The following is a 23,669-nucleotide window of genomic DNA, read 5'->3' as shown; positions in this document are numbered from 1 at the left end:
ATTATAAATATTAATAATTTTCACTGTTTAACTCAAAGTAAGACTGTGCATACATGCATGTAGGACAAACTTCTGGTGCAGATTCACCTATATGTAAATGTCCGCAGTTACGGCATTCCCATACTTTTTCTTCTGATTTTGCAAATACTTTTGCTTTTTCTACATTATTAAGTAATGCACGGTAACGTTCTTCATGATGTTTTTCTATAGCTGCAACAAGTCTGAATTTAGCTGCAAGTTCAGGGAATCCTTCTTTTTCTGCAGTTTTTGCAAATTCATCATACATATCTGTCCATTCATAATTTTCACCTTCAGCTGCATGTAAAAGATTTTCTGAAGTATCTCCTAATCCATTAAGTTCCTGGAACCACATTTTAGCATGTTCTCTTTCGTTTTCTGCTGTCTTAAGGAATAAAGCAGCTATCTGCTCATATCCTTCATTTTTAGCTACTGAAGAATAATAAGTGTATTTGTTACGAGCCATTGACTCTCCTGCAAATGCAGCTTCAAGATTTTTCTCTGTCTGAGTTCCTGCATATTTATTTGCCTTTGGTGCTTCTTCTATTTTTTCAAATGCAGATGCCGGCTGTTTACATAGCGGACATACAAAATCTGCTGGAAGTTCCTCTCCCTCATATACATAACCACATACTTTACATTTCCATTTACTCATATTGTTTCATCTCCTTTATATTAATTAATTTTAAAAATTATTTTTTATTACGACAATCTTCACAAATACAAAATACCTTTAAATCATAATAAAGAAAATCTTCTCCTAACTGATCTTTAAGTGTTTTTGTAAGATCCTCAAAATTTTTATCCATAAGTTTCCCACACTTTTTACAGACAATATGATCGTGTCTGATAATTCTATCGTAACAGTCAGTCAATCCTTCTATAGAAATTCTGCGTATCATATCGGCATCACAAAGTTTGTTTAAATTGTTGTAAATAGTAGCTCTTGAAACAGTTGGATATTCTTTTTTAAGAGAATCAAATATTTGCTCCGCTGTCATATGTTCAGTTGAATTATTTACTATATTGTAAATCCGTTTTTCATATTTTGTGATACCAATCTCCCCTTTCTTTTTTAGAATGATTCTAAAATTATTATACATATTCTAATCTTGTAAGTCAATACTTTTATAAATAAAAAATCAGGTAAATTATTTATATACAATTTACCTGATTTATAATCAAAAATTATTCAAATATAATACTTATTATAATTTAGTGATGGTGGTGTGTACATGAATTATTAAGGTCAAATAAAAGAAGTCCCCCCTCTTTTATTTTTTTGAAATTTTCTCCTATTGTAAGAAGAGAATTACCCTGATATACTTTTATACCTGCTGCTCCAAGCTTTGTAGCTGCTCCTTTTCCGATTCCTGCCACTACTACAACATCAACTTCTGCCCCATTTAAAGCCTTTACAGGATTACATCCGCCCTCTGGATGTTTTCCTGTGACTGGATCAAGATGTCCATTCTCTACAGATACAACTTCATCTGTTTCTGTATCACATACTATAAATATTGGCGCAGTACCAAAATGATTATACATTACACTATCTAAACCTTTATCCTCTTTTACTGGAAAACAAACTTTCATTTTCTAAATCCTCCCTTTTATAGCATCGATTCGCTGATTTACATTCTGAATAACATCTAAGCTCTGTAATTCCATCTTTTAAAAGACTATTAATCTCAACACTGTTGTTATCCAGGAATAATTCAAGAAAATTTTTCCCTTCATTGAAAACATCTTTGTTTATTCTATATTTTACAAAATATCCTTCCTTTACTCCTGTTATCAGTCCTGCTGATTTAAGAACACTTATATGCTGAGATACCGCCGAATCAGATATACCGAGATGCCTTGATATTCCCTTCCGACATATATTCCTCTGTGAAAGAATAACAAGTATTCTGACTCTGTTTTCATCGCTTAGTGCTTTAAATATTTTTACGATTTCCTGCATTAAAACACTCCTTTTTAATTAAGTAATCGCTTAATTAAATTATATTATACTTATATGTTTTTTTCAAGCTATTCTATAAATATTTGCCGTATTGTATAATACCTGGATTTTAATTAAAAAGTAATTGATATAAAAAAGAGAATGACAAATAAGACATTCTCTTTTTTAAAACCAATTTTATGAATTTTTCATCTGATCAAGATAAGACACCGCATTAAGAGCTGCAACCTGACCCTCTCCTGCAGATTTCATATACTGATAAGGCTTACCTACACAATCTCCTGCTGCAAAACATCCTTTTATATTTGTTTTCATTTCCCTATCGACTTTTATGTGTGGTCCTTCTGTTTCAAGTCCAGGTACAAGTTCACCTGGAGACACACTGTCCTTAAGTACAAAAATTCCATCTACTTCAAGTTCTGATTCTTTCATTTTAAGTATTTCAGCATGTTCATTTCCTAAAACTTCAACAGGTTTATCTTTGATTATATCTATGTTGTCTACAAGATGACCTGCTCCTTTTGTTTTTTCCATATTATACATAGGAATATAGTATACCTTTGATGCTATTTCACTTAAATAATTAGCTTCTTCCTCTGCATCAGTATTATATCCGATTACAGCCACTTTTTTATCTCTGTATAATGGTGCATCACATGTAGCACAATATCCTACGCCCTTTCCAAGGAATTCTTCTTCTCCTTTTATAGGTTTTGTAAATTCGACCCCTGTTGCAAGTATGATTGAAGTTGCTTCGTACATTTCCTGACCTGACATAAGTGCAAAATAATCACCCATTGCATATATATTATTTATTCTTTTATATGTAATCTCTATTCCCATGTTGTCTATATGATCTTTAAAAGCCTCCATAAGCTCTGTTCCTGATACGTCTTTTATACCAAGATAATTATCTACTTTAGGAGCCTTTATTAATTTATTACTCAGGTTTCTTGCTCCAAATATAATTATATTTTTATTTCTTATTTTTGCATTTATAGCAGCTGATAATGCTGCTGGTCCACTACCGATTATAGCTATATCATATCTATCCATATATATCATTCCTTTTATTAGATTTTCATTATCATTTAATAGTTAAAAATATATACTCCGCAATAAGCAGAGTATATATTTTAATTTCGATACTATTATAAAGATGCTCTTATTTTTGACACTAATGCATCTTTTGGCATAAATCCAACTATACGTTCAACCATGTTTCCATCTTTGAATACCATCATTGTAGGAACTGAAGTTATGCCGAACTGCTGTGCTATTTCAAGACTTTCATCGATATCCACTTTATAGAATACAGCTTCTCCATCCATATCCTTAGAAGCCTCTTCAAATATAGGAGCAAGCATTTTACAAGGTCCACACCAAGTTGCAAAGAAATCTACAACTGCTACTCCATTTCCATTTTCCACTTTATCTCTAAATTCTGATGTATTTATTACTTTTGCCATTTTGTTTTCCTCCATATTATATAAATTTATATTAACTTTAAATTTTTCATAATCTCTTATGGTATCTATATACCCTCAGATTTATATTTCTAACATTTTTATTTGTATTATTTATTAAATTTTATTATATATTATATGGAGATCATATTGATTATTTTTATACATCCTGAGATTTTCTTATTTTTATCCCTTTCTTCATATTTATAGAGAAAGTACTTCCTTCTCCAAATTTAGATTTAACACTTATATCAGCACCAATGTGTCCAGAAAGAACGGACGCTATAGAAAGTCCTATTCCAGAGCCATCTATATCCCTGTTTCTTACATTATTGCTCCTGAAAAATCTGTCAAACAGATGAGGAATATCTTCTTTTTTAATTCCTATCCCTGTATCAATTATATTTATTGTTACCTTTTCATTATTCTCTTCTATATCTATAGAAATTTTATCACCTGATTCAGTATATTTAAATGCATTGTCTATAAAAATAAGTAGAAGCTGTTTGAGCATATTTTTATCTGTATATATATCTATATTATCCAGATCAGCATTAAACTCAAATTCTTTTTCCTGAAATTCTGCTATATCAAAATAATCTTCTGTTATTTCACTTATCATATCTACAAGATCAAATTCTTCTTTGTTTACTTTTACAACTCCATCTCCTTTGGTAAGAGCCAGAAGATCATTTACCATTTTCTTTAATCTTCTTGTTTCTTTCATCGCTGCTGCAATTGATTCAGCCTCATCATTTATTGTACTCTCCGGTTTTTTCAATATACTTTCCAGCTTCGAAGAAACTATTGCTATTGGTGTTCTAAGTTCATGAGATGCATCCTGTATAAATTTAGCCTGCTCATTCCATGCATTTTCAATGGGTATAAGAGCTTTTTTAGTAAGATATACAGCTATCATATATACAAATATAAATGCTAAAAGTCCAAGACTTAAAAGAATGTATATAAGCTGTTTTATCGAATTTATTTCTGAGTCTATATTCCTTATAATCTGTATTCTATAGTTTCCTATATCTATATTCAATTCTCTGAAACTATATCCTCTTGTAGAATAATTGGAAAAACCTTCCTTGCCGTTACTGTCTCCTTTTGGAATCAGACTATCAAAGTACTCATTCTCAGTGTAATACTTAATATCTCCATCTTCATATATATATACCATATCTTTTGGATTTATCAGTCTTATTGGAGAATTTATTTCCGAAAGAAAATCTCTTTTTTCAATCATACCAATAACATATTTTAGTTCTGCTGTCATATCTTCATCGATACTTTTAAATGTAACTCCTCTGAAATACATAAATGTACATAACATAAGAAGTGCCATAAAACACACAACTGCAACCATATTTATTTTTATTAATCTTTTTTTCGTACTTTCAAAAACATCCTTATTTATCGTCATCGAATATATAACCTACTTTTCTTTTAGTTTTTATGTATTTATCATATCCATATTTACTAAGTTTTTTTCTAAGGTTGCTTACATATACCTCCACTATTTCTATGGTTGCATCTGAATCAATTCCCCATATTCTGTCATATATCTGTTCCTTCAAAAGAATTGCTCCTTTATTCATCACAAAGTATTCCAGAAGATTGTATTGTTTATTCTGAAGTTTTATCTCATCATCTCCTACAAATACCCTTTTTTCAGATGTATCTATACGCATATCCTTAAAGTTCAATCCTGTTTTCTCGGTAAGTTTACCATTTGTTCTTAAAATAGCGTATACTCTGGCTACAAGTTCCTCCATATAAAAAGGCTTCGTAAGATAATCATTTGCCCCTGTACTGAATGCCTCTACTTTGTCATCAAGAGCCTCTTTTGCTGTAAGTATAAGAACTGGTGTATCTATTCCTTTTTCTCTTGCTTTTTTCAATACTTCTATTCCACTCATACCGGGAAGCATTATATCCAGTACCGCAAGATCATATATATTCTGTTCTATCATATAAAGAGCCTCTTCACCATCTTCACATCTTTCTACTTCAAAATGTTTTGAAAGCTCTTCTTCAATACTGTCTAGAAGAGCTCTATTATCTTCAACTGCTAATATCTTCATAATTCATCCTCCTTATCAGATACTGTAATCATTTTATAACTTGTTCCTTGATTTAAACTTTACAACATACTTTCATGCTCTCTAAGAAAATCCTTGATTATCTGAGTGAGTACCTCATTTTTCTTGTATCCGGAATTACTGCACAATCTATCAAAGTCCTCCCATGTTTTTCTATCTATATTCAGATATGCTTTTTTAGTGTCTTTAAGTTCTTTATCCTCTATAACAATCTCTTCTTTATCTTCTGACATCGATGAAATCTTTACGAAGTCCTTTATACTTAAATACCAGTCATATACTTCACACAATTTATCCATATCTTCCTGTGTAATATTTATCTTTCTGTCTTTTTTCGCTTTGACAGTTCTGGTTGGCTTTTTGTTTGTATTTTTCATTATTTTATCGTCTTTAGACTCTGAAACTGCTTCTTTTACATTTTTACTTTTGTCTGCTGTTTTTTTATTACTCTCTGTTGATTTATTTGTATTTTTTCCTTCTGATTTCTTTGTATCTGATACATTCTTTTCTATTAATGAATCAAACATCACCTGCTGCTCTTTTTCGTTATTTTCTTTAATCTTAGCCATAAATCTATCTCCCTATACTTCTTTTTATATTTTTTAATATATCTTTGTCCTCTTTTGTAACTCTTCTTGATTCTCTTGTCTTCTGAATAGCCTTGTTATATGTAAAATCATCAATTGTACATATTTTAAAATAATTCATTGTTTCTTCTCCGAATTTTACAAAACACATTGACAATAGCCATGCAACCGCCATTTTGTAATAATACTCATCATGTCTATATTTTTCACATATATTAAATATCATTTCTAAATTTTTCTCTTCAATATAGTATGTCATGAGCATCACTATAGAAAACCTCATTCTCCATGGATTATCAGACTCCAGATTATTGTTTATTAAAGTTATTATATCGTCTTTATATTTTTTTGTAATCTTAAGAGATGAACAGAAACTGTCATTTACAGCCCAGTTTTTTATATAATTTAAAAATTTATCTATATACAATATTATCTCATTTATATCTGAGTTCTTATCAGTAAGTTTTCCTATTACAAAACCCATAATCATTATTTCTTCATGATATCCTCTGATATTATCTTCTGAAACTCTGATAAAATCTCTCCAGTTGCCCTTGGATATTTCAGACGCTATTTTTCTGAGTTCAGGAATTCTTATACCTATTATATTTTCTTCTCCCGGAACAAGCTTCATACTGAATTGTCTATACTTTTCCTCTGAAAGAGATTTCAGAAAATCTATATAACACTCATAGCTTTTATCATTCCAATCTATAGATTTAAGTTGCATATTTATTTCAGTCATCATATCACCCTTATATACTTTATAATTTCTGTAACTATACAATAATTTATTTTATTTATATTTTACTTAATTATAGCATAAAAAAGCCGCCTCAATATAAGGCGACTCTAAAATCATTTATTTAATTAATCTCCTACACCGAAGTCCGTATTATTGTACAACACCTCTATATTTGGATTTTCATCGAGATATCTGTATGTATCACAATACCATTTTACAAGTTCATCATCTCTTTTTACATCTGTAGTATTGTTTACAAATACATTTACAGTTCCTCTTTCAAAATAGTTTTCAACAATTTCTATATCTCTTTTTATCATCTCTCTTGTCTGACCTTTTATTCCTACCATCAGGCATGGAGACTCGAAATATTTTCTGACTTCTTCATATGAATCAAACTTTGCACATTTATTAAGGTATCCATTTCTGAACTCATTGTCAAAAGTTTCAACACCTATCTTGAATTTTACTTTTACATTTTTTCCAAAAAAGTCTTTCATTTCCTGAAGCCTGTTTTTATAACACCAATGACTTTCAAACCAAAGAGTATGAATATTTTTCTCTGCGACTATATTTTTTATAATCTCAAGACTTCCCTTTGGTATTTCAAAACAGCTACCTGAATTTATAACTTCTAAAACACCAAGTTCTCCTGTGATATTTTTTAGAACTTCCTCATTCAGTTTATTCATCTCATCCTCATCATTTGAGTTGTCATCTATATAATCACAGAAACTACATTTTCCCCAGATACACGGAAATGCCTTTAAAAGAACTATTTCTCTCGGATTTTTTTCTGTTATTTTGTTATATCTATCCATATATATCTCCTTTTATCTGCCTTTTGCAGGAATATATTTAGCAGGAACAGTATTTAAAACTGCAAGCCCTATAGCTGCTGCCACAAATTTATCTGCATAATCTGTAACAATCTGGACAATAAAAGCTGCCAGCACTTTGTTCATACCCATAGCACTTAAAAACTGTAATATATAAGAAGATCCTGAAGATGTTATTCCTCCAAATAAAACTACACATATTACAGCACTTATAATTGAAGTCGGTATTGCAAAGCACATAACTCCAAAAGGAAGTTTTTTGCCTTTCAGAAGTCCTTTGTTGAATACTATACCTGCAAATAGACCAGTTGTTATCTGTACTGGTGCAAAATACAGAGAATAAACATCAAATGTTCCACTTATAAGACTGCCACATACTCCTGTTGCAACTGCATACTTTGGTCCAAGAAGCATTGCTGCCATTACAGTTCCTATAGAATCCATATATATAGGAAGTCTCAATGTAAGAGCAATAAAAGAACCTATTATATTTATCGCAACACAGAATGCAAGTATCGTTATTTTTTTTGTCTTGCTATCGTTTCTCATTATATATTCCCTCCCAACTTTGCCACAAGTTCAGTCCGTCCCGGAAATAACTTGTTCATTATCATATCCATAGTTTTTCTTGAATCTACATCTGTAAGTACAATTGCATTTTTAGATTTTTTATAAAAATCTGCTTCATCAACTATACTCATTCCCATGGCTTTTCCATCTGTTTCTATTTCTACAAAATATTTTTCGCCACTACATAGACTCCTATCTATGAAATACCCTATTGCCAGAGGATCATTTATTACACAACCTATTATTCCCTCCTGATTCCAGTGAAATTCTGTATAAAAAGCTGTTATATCTCTAATATATCTGTACATTTCATTATTTCCTAGTCTTTTCATTAGTTCAAGTCTGTTTGGAGTAAGTACTATCTCTCTTGTTACATCAAGTCCAACCATATGAATTGTGACAGGCATATTTTTGTAAACAAAATCTGCTGCATGAGGATCAACCCAATAGTTAAACTCAGCCACAGGTGAACAGTTTCCATTTGATTTGAATGCTCCACCCATAGTAATAAATTCGTCTATACGGTCAAAAGCCTCTCTGTCCTTCATAATAGCCTTTGCTATATTTGTAAGAGGAGCAAGCGCTATTATAGATACATTTTCTTCGTTTCTTAGCGTTTCTGTTATAAAGCCAACTGCATCAGTTCTGTATTCTACTCCGTCAATGTCCGGATATCCACTATCTCCTATACCGTCATCTCCATGAGTGTCCTGAGCTGTTACAAGCTCTCTTTCAAGAGGAATCTCCTCTCCAAGATATACAGGAATATCTGTTCTTTTGCATTTAGCAAGTGCCTTTATAGCATTTTTTGCCCCCTGCACAGCTGGAACATTTCCGCTACACACTGTAATACCTAGTATATCTAGTTCCTCAGACATTGCCGCCATCATTATGGCAATAGAATCATCGATTCCTGGATCACAGTCGATTATCACCTTTCTTTTTTCCATAAAATCATCCTTTCTCTTCTTTTGAATTTACATTGCAAAGAGAGAACTATATGACTTTTTTGCAACAAAAAAAGCCATATCAAAGGATATAACTTTATATACTGCCACTATATAAAATAAAGTCCTTAGTTTTTTATCCCTGGAGTTCTCGAACAGGTCCCAACATTCCTAATATTATTTTTCGGAAACGTTGGATTTTAAAGGTTTATACTAATTCAGTATATTTAATTTTTAGCAAATATCAGAAGAATCCACAGAGAAATCATATTATCTATATTTTATCCATAGATTTTCAACCGTTATTTTTGCTATGTTTAATATTATATATGTTTTTTGTTATCCTTGCAAGTTATTTCTAAGTTAGCATTTTCAACATTATTTTTGTTCTAATATCTACATTTATGGCTATATCTTTAAGTACTTCCATTTTTCCCCTACCTACAGAACAAAATCTACATCTATCTACACTATTAATCTCTCCAAATACTGCTCTATTTTTTCTACTCTTAGCAATATCACATAAAGGATTTTAAAAAAGTCTGTAAATTTAATCTCTTTCTATGGTAACATCAAATTAACCATCGGAGACAATTTTTCATGGGTAGAAAGAAAAGAGAACCAATGGATCTATACAAGAAAAACATAATTACACAACTTATTTAAATGTATGACATTAAAACAGCACAAAGAAAATAAGATTATCTATGGTAGAATATGAGATTGATATCCCTCAGGATAGGGATTCTTCTTTTGAAGCTAAGATTATCCAAAAGAGACAAAAGGATATTTCTGAAATAGAAGAAAGAATAATAAACATATATGCTCTTGGAATGGGTAGAAATATAACAGAGCAAATCGAAGATATTTACGGATTTGAACTTCCGAAGGTATAATTTCAGATATAAGTTATAAAGTATTGCCTCGTATTGAAGAGTGGAAATTTAGATTTCTTGAGAGTGTATATCCTGCTGTATATATTAATGCAGCATATTTCTCAGTAAAGGAAAATGGAGTTGTAAAGAAAAATACCGCCTATATTATTTTGGGGATAAATTCTGGAGAATATAAGTAAATTTTCAGTATTTATATAGGCGAAGCTGAGTCCTCTAAAATGCTGTTTTTCAATACTTTATGATCTTAAAAACATAGTTATAAAAGATATTCTAATAATTTGTGTCAGCGGCTTATCTGGAATAAAAGAAGCAATAAGCTTTGATTTTCCTAATGCAGAATATTAAAGATACATTGTTCATCAGGTAAGAAATACACCAAAATATATATCTTACAAAGATAAAAAGGAATTTGCTTCCGATTTAAAAAGCATATATCATGCTGTTAATGAGGAACATGTAAAAATAAATCTTGAACATATAGCTGAAAGATTGAATGAAAAACATCCAAATGCTATAAAATTATGGTTTACAAACTGAGATTCTATAATACCTATATTTAAATTTTCACCAACTACAGGTACTGTTATTTACACTGCAAATACTATTGAAAGTGTAAATGCTTAATTTAAAAGAATTAATAGAAAAAGCTTTATATTTTTCAGTTAATAAAATAAGAAAAAATGGTCTTTACCCATAAGAAACTAGTGTTATATTTACGAAAAACTTTCAATTATGTATGAAGATAGATTATAAAATGCAAAAAATCAAGAAAATCGGCTTTTTAGCTGGTACTCTTGACATGCAAAAAAATAAATAATATTATGTTATAGAATGCGATAGTTTTATACATAATTTATTTATAAATATTTATATTACCAAATGGTAGTTTAAGCCATCGAAGGCTAATTTACGTAAAAGGCTCTATACACTCTATAAAGGAGGTTGTTAATTTTGACTAGTAATTTAAATTATTATTATAATTTTAAAAATACCATACGATTTTTTATTAGCATTGATACTTTATTTTTTCCAGACAAAATAGATGATATAGAAAATTTATGTTGGTGTGTCCCAGTTAATTTCAGAATAAAAAAAGATGATAACAGTTATAGAATTATTAAATTACCTAATATATTAAATTTTTATTGTGCTTTTAATATATTTAAAACTTATGATAATTTTAATTTAAGCGAGCAAATAAATGATCATACAAAACTTGTTCCTAATATTATTACAGGTGATTTTATGAGCGGTGAATATGATAAGCAAGTTAATAGAGAGCTTCAGCTATTATGTATTTACGATAATTTACTAAAAGTGGATATAAAAAGTTTCTACGATTCTATTTATACTCATAAATTAGATTTCTTAAATGAACCACTTCATGAGCGTTTTTTTACTAATTATAACTCCGGTAATACTAATGGATTAATTATGGGAAATTATATTTCACTCTATATTGCAGAAAGATATCTTTCTAGAATTGCGGATGATTTAGATGAAAAATTAAAAAATTTTACTTGTAGTTTTTATTATTTTTCTGATGATTTTTATTTCTTTTGTAATTCAATAGATAATACAAAAATTTTAGATATTTTCGATAAAGTTTTAGAAAAATATGATTTAGAAAGAAATCCAAATAAGTTAAAAATTTTTTCTTACTTAGAATATAATGATGAACATATTTTAAATAGATATTGGGCATCTATAATTTCTGGTTCGAAACAAAGATTTAATAAACATAATAATAATACATTATACTTTTTGAATCAACTTGTATATCGATTGCCAAAGCTTAAAAATTATAATCTACAAAAAATTTTTCTTACTACTTTCTTTAAGTCTAAATACTTCAGTGATCTAAATTTAAATAATTTTTGTTTTAGAGAATACAATCAACATCAATTTTGCTATATAATCTCTATTTGTCCAGAAATTTTATTATATAGTATTAATAAATTAAAAGATATAGATTTTTTCAAAAGCAAATCTTTTAAAAATTTCTTAAAAAATAATTACTTAAAGTCTCTATCTAGATCATTCAATGATGAGCAATTATATTATTATTATGCTATTAAAGTTTTAAACTTTGACGATATTTTAAATGATTCAGAAGGTACAGTTTCTTCCTCTAATAATCAAATTCTTATATCTTATTATTTAAAAGATAAAATTTTTAGTGAAAATAGTATAAATTACCTAAAAACAAAAGTGGGTGAATATTATTGGTTTCAAAATTATCATTTAATTTTATATGATGAGGAACTCTATAGTGATTTAGAAGAATCTATTATAAAATATCTATTACCTAATAAAATTAATGAACCATCTCACATAAATTCATATAAACATAACCTTGTAACTCCTAGCAATAAAGCTACTAAAATAAAATATTATATTGATTTTTATTCCAAAAATTTAAAATCAAAAAAATCATTTATAAATGATTCATCTAATATTAAGTCTTATATAGAAAAATATATAAAAAATAAAAATCTAAATTTTTAAAATAAATAAGGACTTTTGTTTTTTCGTAAGTTAATACTTACAAATTACAAAAGTCCTTTTGTTATTTCTTTTTTCTTTACCATCATCGATTTCCATAATTATTCTTTTTTTAATAAATTTTAAATATTTAATTCTTATTCTGCTGGATGCTTTGACAGATGTCTTGTATAATCTGTATCAAATTGTAAAGACTTTAATTGTTCATCAATGATCTGCAATATATTTTTCCCATTTAATATAGATTCAAATTCTTTTATTGAAAAATTAATTATACAATATCTATCCTCTATTCTTTCTTTTGAAAGATAAAATTTTTTTACCAAACCAGAACCATTGCTCCAATTTTCACCACTAACTCCATTGTAAGAAAATAATATACCAAGTTTTACCTGATTAGTTAATAATAAACTACAAAATTTACCAATATATGTAACATCAACAGGTTTATTGTAATTTTTACATTCACCTAAAAAATTTTCTAGCTTATCATTTATTAAATGATATGATAATAATATTTTACCTTTAGTTTTCAAGGAAAATATTTGGTCAATTTCATTTGTAGATGTTCTCAAATTTCTATCTACATAAAATATATCTCCAGATATTTTCATTAAATAGCTTACTAAATTTTCTAATGCTTTCCCCTTTTCAATATGTACATTATCTAATTCAGATTTATTAAAATCAACATTATTTATCATTTTGAATTTTTCAAGTAATTCTTTGTATTTACTTATTTGTTCATTACTTAATTCGCATATTTTTTCATAACTTAATTGTTCTGAAACTGAATTAAGTAAATTTAATATATTAAATGTTTCTCTATCTTCTTTACTAATCATCACGTATCACCTTGTATATTAAAAATGAATTTTTTAAAGTTTGAAGTTCTTCATTACAAAGTTCACATTCAAAAGTTTCTGGCAGTTCATTAAATAATCGTATTGTACCCATAGATTTTTGACAACTACTACAGTATAATTCATAATAACTTTGTAAAATACCTTGTTTTTCTAATTCGTTTAAAAAATCATAAGTTTCAGCAATAGATAGATTATATTTTCTTTTTATAACTCCTGGATAAAGCCACATATTTTTTTTATATCTTTTTAAAAAATTAATCAAATTATCTTCATCCACTTTTTTATTCAATTTGTTCTGTATTACAATTTCTATGATTGACAATGTATTCGATAACATCATTCATTCGCTCCATTCCAGTTAATACATTACTATAATAATATTGTATTAAATAGTAAGATTCATTCATATAGTTAGAAACAAGCTTAATATGATTGCTTCTTGTTTTTATCTCATTTTCCCATAATAATTCTATCCAAGGATAATCAGACATTTCTTCCATTTCAAATAAAAATTGTTCCATAGCGTCTCTAAACTCAGGAACTTCCTTTAAATCTTCTTGATAATCATTTAATAGTGCCCTTAACTCTCCTATAAAGGGTAATATATATTCTTGATTATTTCCAACTTCTAATTGAGCATTTCCACCACTAGGTAATTTCATATATTGAGCAATTAGTTTTACATTTTCATCATTCTTGCACACACTAATCATAAAATCAAGATCTAATGGTTTTAAATAACAATCAAAGTTACTTTCTAAGTAACATAATGCTTCTGAAATTAATGTTGCATATATATTTTGTCCTTTACTTTCAGATAAAAATACTTTCTTCAAAACATCAAACCTAAATTCTACTAATTTATGTTTTTTATGAAATACAACTAAGAAAGGATATTTTATTAAAAATTCTTCTTGTGTAAGTGGATGAATCGCTGAATATGCTAAGTTAAACTTTAAAAAATAATAATCATCCATTTCATAAGCAACAGGTTCTACAAATGATGTTTCTAAATAATCGTTTTCATATAAATCACCTAAAGGTTTAATTTTCTCTACTTTCTCTAATACTTTTAAAAACTTATCACATGTAAAAATTACAGAATACTTATAGTCCTTTACAAACTCCCATTTTTCTAAAAGATAGCCTGCTCTTTTGCTTTGATTTATACAAATATTTAACCGTTCAGATGTTGTTTTTTCTGAAATGTCAATTGCTTCCATTCCTTCGATACATAATTGTCCAGATAAATTACTTCCCTTAGTAGCAATTCCTTGTTTCATCATTTCTTTTACTAAAAAGTTTTTAACTTTGTCAGAATAAGACATAACCGTTTTCTCTAAGTATTCCAAATAATTATTTAGTTGCATATAATTCTCCTTTCTATAAATACTTTACTTTGATTATACTTTAAACAGATATAAAAATCTATGATTAATTATATTCTTTTTTATAAAGTTATATACTGAAAATACACTTAGAAAACAGTTTTTAAATAAGGTTTTATTAGCCTCGCTTTTTTTATGCAAAAATAAGGTGCTGTCGCATTAACGTTTTTTATAACGTTTTACGACAGCACCTTTAAATTTATTTATTTTAATTTTCCTGTGTGGAATGCAGCATAAGTTGCATATTTAGCATTCATATCACTAGCGTAAACTCCAAATCCAAAAACATCTGTATCATCACTTAATAGTAGCTCATTATGAATATCTGAATTTTTCCATTTATTAAGGTAATAACGTGCACAATCTTCAGGAGTATTGTTACCAGCTATTGTATAAGAAGCCGCTATATTTTCCCCATATGCTACACAAAACTCAAACTGATTTGAATATATATCAAATATATGTATGCTCGCACCGTATTTATTTGATTCTGTCCACTCTTCAGGATAAAGTTTTGTCTCTAAATCATTATATGTATGCACATAGTAATTTAAATCAGACATATGTTTAGATTTTAAATAAGACAGATTAGCTAATTCTACATCTACTTTTATAGGTTTAACACCCTTATCTATTCTATGCTCATTCAAAAGAGATTCAAATTCTTCTATCATAGCCATCTGAAAATCTTTTTTATTCATTGTTTTAGATAAATTGTAAATAGTTGTATAATCTGTATCTCCTGTGTTAGGTTTGTCCTCTGTGTCCTGATCAGCGATTTTTATAACTATAGTTATGGTCTTCTTACCAACCAAACCATCAGAGTCAGTAACACTTAAATTCAATACATATGTTCCTGCTTCACTGAAATCAACAAGTTTATCGACCATTATCTCATCTGTTAAATCTCCATCTTCCTTATCATAGGCTTTGACATTGAATTTTGATAAATCTACATAATCACCCAGATTAAATTCAAGCTTGTCAGTATCTGAAGTTATAACCGGCGCTGTATTAGTACTTAGAGGGTCAAAATTCATTCCTCCAACCTGCACTATATTTTTATCCTTTAGAATAGTGTTATCTGAAGTCTTAGAAACCAAAACAACTCCACTGTCCTGTGCCAGTGCTGATACTGTAAGCGCATCCACAAGAGGATCTCCCTTTGCATAATAAAGCTTTGATGAGTTGGCATAGAATTTTTTGATTACAGCCCTATTTGTATTATATCTATTTGAACCAGACAGTCTTTCTGCAGAATATTTGCCTGCCACAGAGTCTGATATTACAGATGTTCCACCAATCGCATAGTATTTTACACTTGATTTCTTTTCACGTTCTGATGAACTTCCTTTTGTAAATAGTATAGGAGCCTTGTCTCTTGCAGCCACAGATGCAACAGACATCGCGTCAGCCTCACCTTTGAATCCATTAACTATGAATGCCTCATTGTAGTTTCCTACAAGCTGTGCAACTTTCTTTGATGTATCTACTCTGTCCTTTCCTTCAATTCTTTCTATTGTTTTTCCTGCTAGCTGAGACTCAACCTTTTCTGAAATTGCAGAAGTACCACCTATTATATATACTTTGTCTACACTGCCAAGTCTTGATAATGTCTCTTTTGGAATGGAATCCTTTTTGACAAGAAGTATGGGAGCGTTTTCTTTTCCTGCAAGAGAAGATGCTGAAAGCCCATCCGCAAGTGATTTGTCTGAATTGACAAGTATAGCTGTACTATAACTTCCCATTCTGTCAGCAATCTTTGCTGCAGTTTCATATCTGTTTGCTCCAATTATTGAATCTTTGGTTGCTGCTCCGATACCTGTTATTGATGATCCTACAAGAACGGCACATAGTACAAGAGCACTTAATCTTTTTCTTAGTAACATAATACCCCTCCTATATTATTGTTTTATAGTAAATATTTTTATTATAAATTCTACTTAATGTTAAACTTTTGAATATATCTAATCAGTATTTACCCGGAGTATGGAATAAGAGATTAATTTTCATAAGCTAAGGAATGCATAAAATCCCCTTCACTATCCTGATAAACTGGTACACCAGATTTCTCAGTATGCGTTGCAACAAATAAACAATCATTTGTTGGATTAAATAACTCTCGAAGAGAATTATCAGAAGTTGGTGTACTCACTCCTAAGACATAATAATATCCACCTTTAAAATGTTTATAAATTTCCATACAATATAAATCTCTCATACTAAATCTCCTTTATAGAAAAGGGGTGATTTCTCACCCCATTGAAATTATTTTATTGTATCACTCTGTGCAATTTGGTATGTCGCATATACCCTATAAGAGTTACCATCAGGATTCACCCAGAAACTAAAACCATCTATAGTATGCTTAGTTCCCCAGTAATTAGTATAGTCACTTAACAATATATCATTATGTGCAGGTGATTTCTTCCACTGCTCAAATAGAGCTTTACCTAACTCTTTGCCTGCATCTTCTGTTAATGGATTATAAAGCTGTCTAGAAGCCACTGCTTCCGCACCACCCATAAAATGAGGAGCTTGTACAAAATCATGGCTTATTTCACCTTTTTCCATCATATACTTAGATTTTAAAAGTGTACTCTCTTCAACTTCCCATCTATGTTCAGCCGCGGGAACACCATTAGCTTTTCTATGAGCATCTAAATATTTATAAAACTCTTCTCTAACTATATTCTGAAATTCCATAGAATAAACATCATAAGTCTTCTCAGTTATAACTGATTCAACCTTTAAAGTAACTTCAGTATAATCATAGCAGTTACGTGATTTATCCCATATCTTAACTTTTACTTTATATGTTCCCGGAGTATTAGTACCAGGGAAATTCTCAAAACTCATTGAACTAGCTGAAACCTGTTCTCCTAAGAAGTTCTTAGCAGTTATCTGAAAATCAGAAACCTTAACTTCTGCACCCTGTTTAACTGTAACTGTCTGTTTACCAACTGTTATAGTTAAAGGTCTTTTATCAGGTATCATACCATTTCCAAATTTGTCATCATCAGGACTATCTATTCCAGGTCTATCTGTATCTTCACTTGGGCTAGGGTTAACTGTAAAATCCATACCACCAACCTGAACTAAATCTTTTCCTTCTAAATATGATTTATCAGAACCTTTAGAAACTAAAGCAACACCATAATCACTAGCAAGTGTTGATACTGCTAAAGCGTCTACTAAAGTTTTACCATTTGCATAATAAACTTTATTGGCATTAGAATAAAACTTATCTAGAACCTTTTCATTTGTTTCATATCTATTTGCACCTGCTACCCTAGTCGCACGATAATAGTGGGCTAGGTCATCACTTATAGCTGATGTTCCACCTATAGCATAATAATCAACACCAGACTTTCTAAGTGAAGGTGCAGTTTTACCATTAGTTACTATTATAGGTGCTTTATCCCTAGCGGCTACTGGAGCTACTGACATAGCATCAGCATCGCCTGTAAATCCATTAACTATAAACGCTTTATCATAAGAACCTATAGCATTTGCAACTTCTAATGATGTACTCATTCTATTTTTACCCTGTAAACGTATTACAGATTTACCCATATTTTCTAACTGTTTCTGTATTCCAGATGATACAACCGCTGTACCACCTATTATATAAACCTTTTTAACTTTCTGAAGTCTTTTCATTGTTGTATCTGGTATTTTGTTCTCCTTAGTTAAAAGTATAGGAGCCTTTTTATATTCAGCAAAAGATGAAGCTGAAAGACCATCAGATGTTGAATAACCATTTACAAGTACTGCTGTGTCATAAGAACCTAACTGGTCTGCTATTTTAGCGGCAGTATCAAAACGGTCTTCACCAACTATTTTAGTTGAGTCTGCACATACAACTCCTAAAGAACTAGCTACCATAACTGTTGACATTAAACAAGAATTTAATTTTTTCATAACCTTACCTCCTTGTGGTATTTTATAAATCATGATAGATTTATAAAATACCTTGTGTCATACTTTTAATTAATGTATTAGATTAAAATTAGATGTTGTATATATTTTTCCGTCTAACTCATATACTGCAAGCCCTGTTTTATCAAATCCATCTCTAAGCATGTTTGCATTGTGTCCTGGAGATGATTTCCATTCCTCAAAAGCTATCTTGGCCATATCTTTTGCAGTCGCCGGTTTTTTGCCCCACATCATGAATATATTTTCTCCGAATAGTCCATCTGGATATACATCCGGGTGAATATCCCATATATACATTTCTTTTCCATAGTTATTTGATTCATCCCATCTATCTTTGTAATATTCTGTAGTTGAATCATCATAATAATGTGAGAAGTATCCCAGTTTTGCCATATGTTTTGACTTTAGATAGGCAAGTTCTTCAAGTTCTGCTGAAGGCTCAAGAGGATACAATCCATTATCAGCTCTATGCTGATTAAGTAGTTTGTAAAACTCTTTTCTAAACTCAGTCTGATAGGCCTCAGTATTCATTGCGTTACTGTCCGAAGGATCTTCGTCTAATGAGAAATTTAATCCGCCAACCTGTATAAGATTTTTACCCTCCATAAAGAATCTATCTGAATTTTTTGATACAAGAGCTATACCATTTTCACTTGCAAGAGTTGATGCAGCAAGTGAATCTACAAGTGTTGCCCCATTTGTACAGTATAGAGTTTTACTGTCTTTATAGAATTTATCCAGTATTTTTTTGTTTGTTTCATATCTATTGTTTCCTGATATTCTCTCTGCAGTATAATACTCATTTAAATTATTGTTTATTACCGCACTCCCACCTATACTATAATATTTTATTCCATTTTCCTTTTTTATAGGTGCTGTTTTACCATCAGTTACAATTATAGGAGATTTGTCTCTTGCTGCTACCGGTGCTACTGACATAGCATCGGCATCTCCTTTAAATCCATTTACTATAAAAGCTTTATCATAACTTCCAATTTCATTTGCTATTGCAATAGATGTTTGAGTTCTATTTGTTCCTGAAATACGTGTAACAGTTTTACCCATATTTTTTAATTCTGTTTCTATACCATCTGATACAACTGCTGTTCCGCCTATTATATAGACAGTATCAGCTTTTTCCAATCTTTTCATTGTCGTATCCGGTACGGAATTCACTTTTGTAAGTAGTATCGGTGCATTTTTATATTCTGCAAATGATGATGCTGAAAGTCCGTCAGCTGTTGAATATCCATTTACAAGTACTGCTGTATTGTAATTACCCAGTCTATCAGCTATTTTTGCTGCAGTATCAAAGCGGTCTTCACCAATTATTTTTTCTGTTACATCTGCATTTAAAACTCCGGCAGATGAAGCTACTAGTATACTCGCTAACAAACATGAACTAATCTTTTTCATGATTCTACCTCCTGCAATAAATTTTTATAGTAAATTATTTATAATATATTATATTTTAATTCAATTATAGCATATGTATGAAGTTTTTGTGAGTATTGTATGAACAAATTATTTTTATATCAAACAATATACAACATCATTTTTATATTAAAAGAGGATATCACAAAATGTAATATCCTCTAATTAATATCTTTGACTGCTATTCCAAGTTCATCAAGTTTCTCTCTCAATATTTTCAGATCTTCAAAAGCAGTTTTTTTCTTCTGTACATCTCTAAGCAATGCTGATGGATGGTATGTTGCTATCATCCAACAATTCTTTTTCTTGAACCATTTTCCGTGTTCTCTGGTTATTCTGAACTCTGGATTTATTATAGACTGTGCTGCAATTCTTCCAAGGCATAATATGACATCCGGTTTCAAAAGCGCAAACTGATATCTCAGATATTCTATACACCTTTCCCTTTCTTCAGGAAGTGGATCTCTATTTCCCGGGGGTCTGCATTTTACGACATTGGCAACATATACATCATCCATCGATAAATCTATACATTCAAGCATCTTATCAAGAAGCTGTCCTGCAGGACCTACAAATGGTATTCCTGAAAGGTCTTCTTTTTCTCCTGGCCCCTCTCCTATAAGAAGTATTTTCGCCTTTTTATTTCCTTTTCCAACAACAACATTATTTCTTGTCGTTGAAAGTCCACACCTATTACAGCTTTTACATGCACACTCCAATATATCCCACGAAAGCATAAATACACACCTCTTTCTTTAGGCTGTAAAAATTAGTGGTTTCCGCAGTCGCATCCATCACCATGGTCATGTCCACAATCACAGTGTCCATGTTCTTCTTCAAATTTTTCAGCAAAAGCTTCACTTTCTTCAAATTCTTTTACCATTACATCGTACTCTGGAATATCTTTTTCCTCGTTTTCTTCACCTCTCCAGTCTGCGTACATCATCTGGTCACCATTTGTAAGAACTACTCTTCCTGAAAGAGTTAAATTATCTATTTCCTCAAGTTTTTCTATCTGTTTTTCAAGTATTTCTCCCTCCATAGGTATGTCTTCATCCATACACTGAATTACCATTACCGGTACAAAGTATCCATCTTTTGCTTCCACATTGACAAGTACATCTATTGTACCTTCTGCTCCTTCCTCAAACTCTGAAAGTGGTACATTAGTATCTATCATGTCCATTGGAACATAAAGATTTTCTGTTAAATATTTTATTACTCTGTCCTGAACTAATTCTTTTGACATTTTATTTCCTCCTGAAAAATATTTCTCTTTTTATTTTTATCAATCAAAGCTAAACTTTGACAGTTTTTCTAACTCTGATATAATTAATTATATACTAACTGAAAGATATTTTAAATCCATATTTATTTATATGTATTTTTTCTTCATATTTAATGCATAATTGTTTCTTTTATTATTCATTTATGAAGTATATAATTATTACAGTTTACACTTTTGTAATCGACTTTTTACTTTAAATGGAGTATAGTTAGTATACAAAAATGAAATGCAGGATTAGTATTCCTGCAAAACAAAGTTTCCAGGAGGAATAGAAATGAAACTAGGAAAAAAATTTATCGCGATTGCCCTTGCAGGTATGATGGTTGTAGGTACTGCTGCAATGTCTCTTGCCGATGGCTCAAAGGTTGTGACACTTGGTGTCGATCTTAGTGCCGAACAGAAACAGACAATGCTTGATTACTTTGGGGTGAAAAAAGATGAGGTTATGCTTATAGACGTTTCAAATGCTGAAGAAAGACAGTATCTTGAAGGTGTTGCATCTGAAGCACAGCTTGGTAGACGTACAATATCATGTGCTTATGTTGAGCCTACATCAAGTGGTGGTATAAATGTTAAAACTGCCAATCTTACATGGGTTACCGGCTCAATGATAGCTTCTACGCTTACTACAGCAGGTCTTACTGATGCAAATGTAATAGCTGCTGCACCTTATGCAGTAAGTGGTACCGGAGCTCTTACGGGTGTCATTAAGGCTTTTGAGGATGCTTCAGGTGAAAGTCTTGATGAAACTAAAAAAGAACTTGCAAATGAAGAGCTTGTAACAACAGGAGACCTTGGAGATGAAATTGGTCAGGACAAAGCGACAGGGATTGTAAACGATGTAAAAAATGAGGTTATAAAAAACGGGACAAGTGATACTGTTCAGATAGCTGATATAATAAACAATGTCACAAACAACTATAATATAACTCTTACACCTGAGCAGATTGAAGCTCTTACATCTCTTATGCAGAAAATAGGACAGCAGAATTATGATTATAATTCAATAAAAGATACTCTTAAAAATGTTCAGTATAATGTAAGCGAAAATCTTGCTGCTGCAGGTGAATCTGTTGATACAGTAGGAATATTTGAAAAAATAAAACACTGGTTCTCAGGTTTATTTGGTTCTGATACAGGTATCCTTTCACAGACAGATGAATCTGCTTTAGGTTCTGACGCTGTAATAAGTGCTACTCAGCAGGATATAGAAAATGCAGCTAATGAAGCTCTTACTCAGGTAAATGATGCATATAATAAAGCAAAAGATGCTGGAGTATTTGATAAAATAAAAGCATGGTTTGAAAATTTAATATCAGGACTATAATTAATGCATATAAAGCAGTAAAAATGGCAGTTGATTTATCAACTGCCATTTGTTTTTATTTATAAGGATTAGGTGTACTTACTACTAGCACTCTTACCATTTTACTTGTTCTATTGAAGAAGCTATGATCCTGATTTACAACTTTTGAAGCTTCCCCATCCTTTGATATTATATTTTTATATGAATAATGCATAGAATCTCCTGGATAAAGTTCTTTTTCATATCCTGAAATACTTACAGTGAGAATACCTTCTATAACATATATAAATTCTTCTCCTGTGTAATTAAATTGAGAAGATTCCTCATTTCCTGGAAGTATATCTACCATTCTAGGAAACATCTCTTTATCTTTAAGGTTTGATGAAAGATGATAGTTTATTTCTTTTCCATTGACTATTTCAAATACTTCCTTTTCATATCCCCTTATAATTACATTATTCTGTTCTCTTGGCTTTATGAAAAAGTAAGTCAAATCAACTTCAAGAACATCTGCTATCTTCTCAAGAGAATCTGTTGCAACACTTGTCAGGCCTCTTTCCAGCTGAGAAAGAAATCCTATAGAAAGGTTTGTCTTTTCACTCATATCCTTAAGTGTCATCTGTTTCTGCGTTCTAAGTTTTTTTATTTTTGATCCTATGTTCTTATTCAATTTTATCACCTCTAATGATATATATTGTACTGTATCCTATTGCTTTATGGACTGTCACTCCATTATGATGAATTTATTTACTCCCCATAAATATACCCTATATTAATTGTATCCTTTATATTTAATAATGA

26 protein-coding genes and 1 pseudogene are annotated in these 23,669 nt (G+C 30.3%); 4 read left to right on the top strand and 23 right to left on the bottom strand.

Going from position 1 to position 23,669, the window contains the following annotated elements; all coding sequences use genetic code 11:
- Positions 1–10: 10 nt before the first annotated feature.
- The 13 genes from rbr to EXD82_RS02760 form a co-directional block, all read right to left on the bottom strand.
- Positions 11–673, bottom strand: a complete 663-nt coding sequence (rbr, locus tag EXD82_RS02820) for a rubrerythrin (RefSeq protein WP_142535392.1) — start codon at positions 671–673, stop codon at positions 11–13.
- 37 nt (positions 674–710) lie between these two features.
- Positions 711–1,121, bottom strand: coding sequence for a Fur family transcriptional regulator (locus tag EXD82_RS02815; protein ID WP_246081995.1), 411 nt, complete (start codon positions 1,119–1,121; stop codon positions 711–713).
- 112 nt (positions 1,122–1,233) lie between these two features.
- Positions 1,234–1,614 carry a NifB/NifX family molybdenum-iron cluster-binding protein gene (locus tag EXD82_RS02810; protein ID WP_142535391.1) on the bottom strand — a complete coding sequence of 127 codons (381 nt, stop codon included), beginning with the start codon at positions 1,612–1,614 and terminating at the stop codon, positions 1,234–1,236.
- The gene (locus tag EXD82_RS02805; RefSeq protein WP_142535390.1) at positions 1,583–1,984 is read right to left on the bottom strand and encodes an ArsR/SmtB family transcription factor; all 402 of its coding nucleotides are present in this window, start codon (positions 1,982–1,984) and stop codon (positions 1,583–1,585) included. The genes EXD82_RS02810 and EXD82_RS02805 overlap by 32 nt, the downstream gene beginning before the upstream one ends.
- A 177-nt stretch (positions 1,985–2,161) precedes the next feature.
- Entirely contained in the window at positions 2,162–3,040 is an 879-nt protein-coding gene (locus EXD82_RS02800) for an NAD(P)/FAD-dependent oxidoreductase (protein ID WP_142535389.1), read from the bottom strand.
- Between the two features lie 95 nt (positions 3,041–3,135).
- Entirely contained in the window at positions 3,136–3,453 is a 318-nt protein-coding gene (gene trxA / locus EXD82_RS02795; RefSeq protein WP_142535388.1) for a thioredoxin, read from the bottom strand.
- 157 nt (positions 3,454–3,610) lie between these two features.
- Positions 3,611–4,876 carry a sensor histidine kinase gene (locus EXD82_RS02790; RefSeq protein WP_142535387.1) on the bottom strand — a complete coding sequence of 422 codons (1,266 nt, stop codon included), beginning with the start codon at positions 4,874–4,876 and terminating at the stop codon, positions 3,611–3,613.
- On the bottom strand, positions 4,863–5,537 hold the full coding sequence (locus EXD82_RS02785; protein WP_142535386.1) for a response regulator transcription factor: 675 nt from the start codon (positions 5,535–5,537) through the stop codon (positions 4,863–4,865). The genes EXD82_RS02790 and EXD82_RS02785 overlap by 14 nt, the downstream gene beginning before the upstream one ends.
- A 59-nt stretch (positions 5,538–5,596) precedes the next feature.
- The gene (locus tag EXD82_RS02780) at positions 5,597–6,124 is read right to left on the bottom strand and encodes a DNA-binding protein (protein ID WP_142535385.1); all 528 of its coding nucleotides are present in this window, start codon (positions 6,122–6,124) and stop codon (positions 5,597–5,599) included.
- Between the two features lie 4 nt (positions 6,125–6,128).
- Positions 6,129–6,887, bottom strand: a complete 759-nt coding sequence (locus EXD82_RS02775; protein ID WP_246081994.1) for a DNA alkylation repair protein — start codon at positions 6,885–6,887, stop codon at positions 6,129–6,131.
- A gap of 125 nt (positions 6,888–7,012) precedes the next feature.
- On the bottom strand, positions 7,013–7,708 hold the full coding sequence (locus EXD82_RS02770; RefSeq protein ID WP_142535384.1) for a radical SAM protein: 696 nt from the start codon (positions 7,706–7,708) through the stop codon (positions 7,013–7,015).
- Between the two features lie 12 nt (positions 7,709–7,720).
- Positions 7,721–8,275, bottom strand: coding sequence for an ECF transporter S component family protein (locus EXD82_RS02765; protein WP_142535383.1), 555 nt, complete (start codon positions 8,273–8,275; stop codon positions 7,721–7,723).
- Positions 8,275–9,246: a nucleoside hydrolase gene (locus EXD82_RS02760; protein WP_142535382.1), complete on the bottom strand. Its 972-nt coding sequence runs from the start codon at positions 9,244–9,246 to the stop codon at positions 8,275–8,277. Before EXD82_RS02760 ends, EXD82_RS02765 begins: the two co-directional genes overlap by 1 nt.
- 704 nt (positions 9,247–9,950) lie before the next feature.
- Here EXD82_RS02760 and EXD82_RS10595 point away from each other — a divergent pair.
- The 3 genes and pseudogenes from EXD82_RS10595 to EXD82_RS02750 all read left to right on the top strand — a co-directional run bounded on the left by EXD82_RS10595 (position 9,951) and on the right by EXD82_RS02750 (position 12,647).
- A pseudogene (locus EXD82_RS10595) lies at positions 9,951–10,318 on the top strand (transposase).
- Between the two features lie 172 nt (positions 10,319–10,490).
- The gene (locus EXD82_RS10590) at positions 10,491–10,676 is read left to right on the top strand and encodes a transposase (RefSeq protein ID WP_408634439.1); all 186 of its coding nucleotides are present in this window, start codon (positions 10,491–10,493) and stop codon (positions 10,674–10,676) included.
- Positions 10,677–11,090: 414 nt separating this feature from the next.
- Complete coding sequence (locus EXD82_RS02750; RefSeq protein WP_142535381.1) at positions 11,091–12,647, top strand: RNA-directed DNA polymerase; 1,557 nt, start codon at positions 11,091–11,093, stop codon at positions 12,645–12,647.
- A 134-nt stretch (positions 12,648–12,781) separates the two neighbouring features.
- On the opposite strand, the gene EXD82_RS02745 is transcribed toward EXD82_RS02750, so the two are convergent.
- The 9 genes from EXD82_RS02745 to EXD82_RS02705 all read right to left on the bottom strand — a co-directional run bounded on the left by EXD82_RS02745 (position 12,782) and on the right by EXD82_RS02705 (position 21,523).
- Positions 12,782–13,489 carry a hypothetical protein gene (locus tag EXD82_RS02745; RefSeq protein WP_142535380.1) on the bottom strand — a complete coding sequence of 236 codons (708 nt, stop codon included), beginning with the start codon at positions 13,487–13,489 and terminating at the stop codon, positions 12,782–12,784.
- Positions 13,482–13,799, bottom strand: coding sequence for a hypothetical protein (locus EXD82_RS02740; protein WP_246081993.1), 318 nt, complete (start codon positions 13,797–13,799; stop codon positions 13,482–13,484). The genes EXD82_RS02745 and EXD82_RS02740 overlap by 8 nt, the downstream gene beginning before the upstream one ends.
- The gene (locus EXD82_RS02735) at positions 13,792–14,880 is read right to left on the bottom strand and encodes a hypothetical protein (RefSeq protein WP_142535379.1); all 1,089 of its coding nucleotides are present in this window, start codon (positions 14,878–14,880) and stop codon (positions 13,792–13,794) included. Before EXD82_RS02735 ends, EXD82_RS02740 begins: the two co-directional genes overlap by 8 nt.
- Positions 14,881–15,101: 221 nt before the next feature.
- The gene (locus EXD82_RS10260) at positions 15,102–16,787 is read right to left on the bottom strand and encodes a cell wall-binding repeat-containing protein (RefSeq protein WP_174919134.1); all 1,686 of its coding nucleotides are present in this window, start codon (positions 16,785–16,787) and stop codon (positions 15,102–15,104) included.
- 113 nt (positions 16,788–16,900) lie between these two features.
- Positions 16,901–17,119 (bottom strand): DUF1653 domain-containing protein, encoded by a 219-nt coding sequence (locus tag EXD82_RS02725; protein WP_142535378.1) that lies wholly within the window; start codon positions 17,117–17,119, stop codon positions 16,901–16,903.
- Between the two features lie 47 nt (positions 17,120–17,166).
- On the bottom strand, positions 17,167–18,822 hold the full coding sequence (locus EXD82_RS02720; RefSeq protein WP_174919133.1) for a cell wall-binding repeat-containing protein: 1,656 nt from the start codon (positions 18,820–18,822) through the stop codon (positions 17,167–17,169).
- Between the two features lie 69 nt (positions 18,823–18,891).
- Complete coding sequence (locus EXD82_RS02715) at positions 18,892–20,256, bottom strand: cell wall-binding repeat-containing protein (RefSeq protein ID WP_142535376.1); 1,365 nt, start codon at positions 20,254–20,256, stop codon at positions 18,892–18,894.
- Between the two features lie 179 nt (positions 20,257–20,435).
- The gene (locus EXD82_RS02710; RefSeq protein WP_142535375.1) at positions 20,436–21,011 is read right to left on the bottom strand and encodes a uracil-DNA glycosylase; all 576 of its coding nucleotides are present in this window, start codon (positions 21,009–21,011) and stop codon (positions 20,436–20,438) included.
- Between the two features lie 32 nt (positions 21,012–21,043).
- Positions 21,044–21,523 carry a type I restriction enzyme HsdR N-terminal domain-containing protein gene (locus EXD82_RS02705; protein ID WP_142535374.1) on the bottom strand — a complete coding sequence of 160 codons (480 nt, stop codon included), beginning with the start codon at positions 21,521–21,523 and terminating at the stop codon, positions 21,044–21,046.
- A 313-nt stretch (positions 21,524–21,836) separates the two neighbouring features.
- On the opposite strand from EXD82_RS02705, the gene EXD82_RS02700 reads away from it, so the two are divergent.
- Positions 21,837–22,889 (top strand): DUF1002 domain-containing protein, encoded by a 1,053-nt coding sequence (locus EXD82_RS02700; protein ID WP_142535373.1) that lies wholly within the window; start codon positions 21,837–21,839, stop codon positions 22,887–22,889.
- Positions 22,890–22,944: 55 nt separating this feature from the next.
- Here the strand turns inward: EXD82_RS02700 and EXD82_RS02695 are convergent, their stop codons facing one another.
- On the bottom strand, positions 22,945–23,547 hold the full coding sequence (locus EXD82_RS02695) for a helix-turn-helix domain-containing protein (RefSeq protein WP_334295907.1): 603 nt from the start codon (positions 23,545–23,547) through the stop codon (positions 22,945–22,947).
- Positions 23,548–23,669: the final 122 nt, after the last annotated feature.

The sequence above is a fragment of the Peptacetobacter hominis genome (genome assembly GCF_006861675.1).
GTDB classification, from domain to species: domain Bacteria; phylum Bacillota; class Clostridia; order Peptostreptococcales; family Peptostreptococcaceae; genus Peptacetobacter; species Peptacetobacter hominis.
This window is presented reverse-complemented; position numbering and strand designations above follow the sequence as displayed.

Excerpts from the sequence above, each read along its gene's own strand:
- rbr (WP_142535392.1), bottom strand. The coding sequence starts at position 673 with ATGAGTAAATGGAAATGTAAAGTATGTGGTTATGTATATGAGGGAGAG.
- EXD82_RS02815 (WP_246081995.1), bottom strand. The coding sequence starts at position 1,121 with ATGTATAATAATTTTAGAATCATTCTAAAAAAGAAAGGGGAGATTGGT.
- EXD82_RS02810 (WP_142535391.1), bottom strand. The coding sequence starts at position 1,614 with ATGAAAGTTTGTTTTCCAGTAAAAGAGGATAAAGGTTTAGATAGTGTA.
- EXD82_RS02805 (WP_142535390.1), bottom strand. The coding sequence starts at position 1,984 with ATGCAGGAAATCGTAAAAATATTTAAAGCACTAAGCGATGAAAACAGA.
- EXD82_RS02800 (WP_142535389.1), bottom strand. The coding sequence starts at position 3,040 with ATGGATAGATATGATATAGCTATAATCGGTAGTGGACCAGCAGCATTA.
- trxA (WP_142535388.1), bottom strand. The coding sequence starts at position 3,453 with ATGGCAAAAGTAATAAATACATCAGAATTTAGAGATAAAGTGGAAAAT.
- EXD82_RS02790 (WP_142535387.1), bottom strand. The coding sequence starts at position 4,876 with ATGACGATAAATAAGGATGTTTTTGAAAGTACGAAAAAAAGATTAATA.
- EXD82_RS02785 (WP_142535386.1), bottom strand. The coding sequence starts at position 5,537 with ATGAAGATATTAGCAGTTGAAGATAATAGAGCTCTTCTAGACAGTATT.
- EXD82_RS02780 (WP_142535385.1), bottom strand. The coding sequence starts at position 6,124 with ATGGCTAAGATTAAAGAAAATAACGAAAAAGAGCAGCAGGTGATGTTT.
- EXD82_RS02775 (WP_246081994.1), bottom strand. The coding sequence starts at position 6,887 with ATGACTGAAATAAATATGCAACTTAAATCTATAGATTGGAATGATAAA.
- EXD82_RS02770 (WP_142535384.1), bottom strand. The coding sequence starts at position 7,708 with ATGGATAGATATAACAAAATAACAGAAAAAAATCCGAGAGAAATAGTT.
- EXD82_RS02765 (WP_142535383.1), bottom strand. The coding sequence starts at position 8,275 with ATGAGAAACGATAGCAAGACAAAAAAAATAACGATACTTGCATTCTGT.
- EXD82_RS02760 (WP_142535382.1), bottom strand. The coding sequence starts at position 9,246 with ATGGAAAAAAGAAAGGTGATAATCGACTGTGATCCAGGAATCGATGAT.
- EXD82_RS02745 (WP_142535380.1), bottom strand. The coding sequence starts at position 13,489 with ATGATTAGTAAAGAAGATAGAGAAACATTTAATATATTAAATTTACTT.
- EXD82_RS02735 (WP_142535379.1), bottom strand. The coding sequence starts at position 14,880 with ATGCAACTAAATAATTATTTGGAATACTTAGAGAAAACGGTTATGTCT.
- EXD82_RS10260 (WP_174919134.1), bottom strand. The coding sequence starts at position 16,787 with ATGTTACTAAGAAAAAGATTAAGTGCTCTTGTACTATGTGCCGTTCTT.
- EXD82_RS02725 (WP_142535378.1), bottom strand. The coding sequence starts at position 17,119 with ATGAGAGATTTATATTGTATGGAAATTTATAAACATTTTAAAGGTGGA.
- EXD82_RS02720 (WP_174919133.1), bottom strand. The coding sequence starts at position 18,822 with ATGAAAAAATTAAATTCTTGTTTAATGTCAACAGTTATGGTAGCTAGT.
- EXD82_RS02715 (WP_142535376.1), bottom strand. The coding sequence starts at position 20,256 with ATGAAAAAGATTAGTTCATGTTTGTTAGCGAGTATACTAGTAGCTTCA.
- EXD82_RS02710 (WP_142535375.1), bottom strand. The coding sequence starts at position 21,011 with ATGCTTTCGTGGGATATATTGGAGTGTGCATGTAAAAGCTGTAATAGG.
- EXD82_RS02705 (WP_142535374.1), bottom strand. The coding sequence starts at position 21,523 with ATGTCAAAAGAATTAGTTCAGGACAGAGTAATAAAATATTTAACAGAA.
- EXD82_RS02700 (WP_142535373.1), top strand. The coding sequence starts at position 21,837 with ATGAAACTAGGAAAAAAATTTATCGCGATTGCCCTTGCAGGTATGATG.